The sequence below is a fragment of the Bradyrhizobium sp. genome (assembly GCF_049581145.1).
Classification (GTDB): Bacteria; Pseudomonadota; Alphaproteobacteria; order Rhizobiales; family Xanthobacteraceae; genus Bradyrhizobium.
Map to the genome: position 1 here is coordinate 1 of NZ_JBAURI010000783.1, position 2,945 is coordinate 2,945.

2 protein-coding genes are annotated in these 2,945 nt (G+C 64.7%); one reads left to right on the plus strand and one right to left on the minus strand.

From position 1 onward, the window contains the following. Window positions 1-632 (plus strand): MFS transporter (locus WCB02_RS25860; RefSeq protein WP_423962600.1); only part of this gene is annotated, 632 nt, incomplete at its 5' end. Window positions 633-765: 133 nt separating this feature from the next. Here WCB02_RS25860 and WCB02_RS25865 read toward each other — a convergent pair. Continuing rightward, the gene (locus WCB02_RS25865; RefSeq protein WP_423962601.1) at window positions 766-2,310 is read right to left on the minus strand and encodes a Do family serine endopeptidase; all 1,545 of its coding nucleotides are present in this window, start codon (window positions 2,308-2,310) and stop codon (window positions 766-768) included. Window positions 2,311-2,945: the final 635 nt, after the last annotated feature.

The following is a 2,945-nucleotide window of genomic DNA, read 5'->3' on the forward strand; positions in this document are numbered from 1 at the left end:
AGCCGGTGCCGTGGCTCAAACTGTTTCGCCGCATGCTGCCGGTGACCGCGGTCGATTTCTGCTACGGCTGGACGCTCTGGCTGTTCCTGAGCTGGATCCCGTCGTTCTTCTATCAGAACTACCACCAGGATCTGAGCAGGTCGGCGTTCTATTCCGCCGGCGTCTTTCTCGCCGGCGTGGTCGGTGACGCGCTGGGCGGCGTGGCCAGCGACCATATCCTGCATCGGACCGGCAACCGTGTGGCGGCGCGCCGCAATGTCATCGCGACCGGAATGGTCGGCGGCTTTGTGCTGCTGATCCCGGTCATGCTGGTCGATGACGTCAACATCGCCGCGCTCTCGCTCGCAGGCGCCTTCTTTTTCGTCGAACTGGTGGTGGCGCCGATCTGGGCGGTGCCGATGGACATTGCGCCGCGCTATTCGGGGTCGGCGAGCGGCATGATGAATTTCGGCTTTGGCACAGCCGGCATCATCTCGCCCCTGGTGTTCGGATATCTGATCGACCGCACCGGCAGCTGGACACTGCCGTTCGCCGGCTCGGTCGCCCTGTTGCTGCTCGGCGCCGCCCTGTCATTCCTGATGCAACCGGATCGCCCCTTCGAACCGACGCAGGCCACGCCGCAGCCGGCGTGACGGGCAAGGTTCGGCGGCGGCAAGGTATGGCAAGGGCCGGGATGTGCCGCCCGGCCCTCGCATTGTCGTCTCGAAGCACCGCGGCCCGAGGGCCGAGCAATCCGCTCAGCCCGCCAGCCCTCGTCAGCCCTCGTCAGCCCTTGGCGAACGGCACCGCGACGAACCGGGTCGCGTCGGCCGTCTTCACCTGCATCAGCACGGTGTTCTTGCCGGCCGCCTTGGCCTCCGTCAGCGCCGAACGGACATCGCCGGCGCTGGACACCGCCTTGTCGCCGACCTTGAGAATGACGTCACCGGTCTGCAGGCCGTGCGAGGCGGCCGGACCGTCCGGATCGACGGCGGTGACCACCGCACCCTTGTCGCCCGCACCCTCGACATCACGTGCCGGCTCGACGTTGATACCAAGGTGCGGCGTGCCCGCGGTTTCTTCGGGCTGGTTGCTGTTGGTGTTGCCGGCATTGGCCTGCCGGTCATTCGGCATTTCGCCAAGGGTCATTGCGATCTCCTTGGACTGGCCCTGGTGCAGCACGTCGAGTTTCACAGAGGTTCCCGGCGCCATCATGCCGACGGTCCGCGCCAGATCGCGCGCGTCCTTGACCGGCGTGCCGTTGAGGGCGGTGATGACGTCACCTGCCTCGATGCCCGCCTTGGCGGCCGGGCTGCCCTGCTGCGGGCTGTCCACCATCGCGCCCCTGGCCTGCTTCATGCCGAGACTGTCGGCGATGTCGGGCGTGACCGGCTGTACCTGGACGCCGAGCCAGCCGCGCGTGATGTAGCCCTTGTCCTTGAGCTGCGCGACCACGAGCTTGGCGGTGGAGGCCGGAATATCGAAGCCGATGCCGACCGAGCCGCCGGACGGCGAGAAGATCGCCGTGTTGACGCCGATCACGTTGCCGTTGGTGTCGAAGGCGGGGCCGCCGGAATTGCCCTTGTTGATGGGCGCGTCGATCTGCACATAATCGTCATAGGGCCCGGCGCCGATGTCGCGCCCTCGTGCGGAGACGATGCCCGCAGTCACCGTGCCGCCGAGGCCGAACGGATTGCCAACGGCAACCACCCAGTCACCCACCCGCGGCGGCTGATCGGCAAACTTCACGAACGGAAAGTCGCTCTTGCCATCGACCTTGATCAGCGCGAGGTCCGTCTTCTGGTCGGTGCCGACCACTTTCGCCGTGTAGATCGTGCCGTCATCGGCGGTGACCTGGACCGACTTGGCGTGATCGACCACGTGATAGTTGGTCACGGCATAGCCATCCGGCGAGATGAAGAAGCCCGAGCCTTCACCGGTAATGACCTGATGGGGCCTCGGCATGCCCCTGGGAAAGCGAAAACCGAACTGCTGCGAAAACTGGTCGAGCGGCGAGGACTGATCGGAGCCCATTCCATCGTTGTCGCGCTGGGTGACGGCCGTGTTGCTGGCATCGCCCTCGATCTTCACCCGGACCGAGATGACGGCGGGCTTGACCTTGGCGACGAGGTCGGCGAAGCCGGACGTGTTCGGCGCCGCGGCTTCGGCTGCGTGAGCCGCCGTGGTCCATGCCGGAAGCGGCAGGACGCCGCCCGGGCCGGCGGCGAGCACGGCCAGGCTGAGGCCGGCGACAGAAGCCAACAGCGCCAGCCGGCGCGGCTTCAGGATCTTGCGGGGTGCAGGTTGCGGATTGTTCGGTTGATCTTGCATGACAGCGTCTCCATTGTGAGCAGGGAAATTCCCTTGCTCAACAATGGCGATGCGACGTTACAAGGTCCCGTCCGCCGGATTAATGTTCTGCAAGAACTCTGCGACCAACCACCGCGGCCATTCGTCTAATGCGGAATCATCCCGAGAAAGCAGGACGCCAGCGGCAAGGCCGCCGGAAGCCGCGCCAGAAGCCGCGCCAGATGAAGAAATCTTAAGGAAATTTCGTTCGAGACGCCGACGTCCGTTCGGCGTGCGACGACCCCTGATTCTGAACCTTTCGGCCGGCGCTCCGACTGCCGGACGATGTTTTGGCGTGGTTTTCCGCCGCTTCACCCAAAACCCGAGGTGACGACCGAGCTGAAGTGACGCCTTGAAGTGACGCCTGGAAGCAACGCCTGGAAGCAATCTGTCGGCGGCAGGTCGATTCTTCGAACCGCTTGTGTTAGTGGCGTCCCTGGAAGGCCACAAAGTGCAATCCTTTCTGAATGTTAATGCGGACACCCTGCACGGAAAGTTCAAAGTCTCGAATGTCCCGCAGGCGACAGAACAGCTAGACTGGCTCAAGGATCTGGCGGGCCCGCTCCGCCATTCGATGGCAGGTACATGGACCAGAAATTGAACCCGGAGGCGAAAGC

What these genes read in the sequence shown, in the direction of transcription:
- WCB02_RS25865 (WP_423962601.1), bottom strand. Translation starts at nt 2,310, where the DNA reads ATGCAAGATCAACCGAACAATCCGCAACCTGCACCCCGCAAGATCCTG.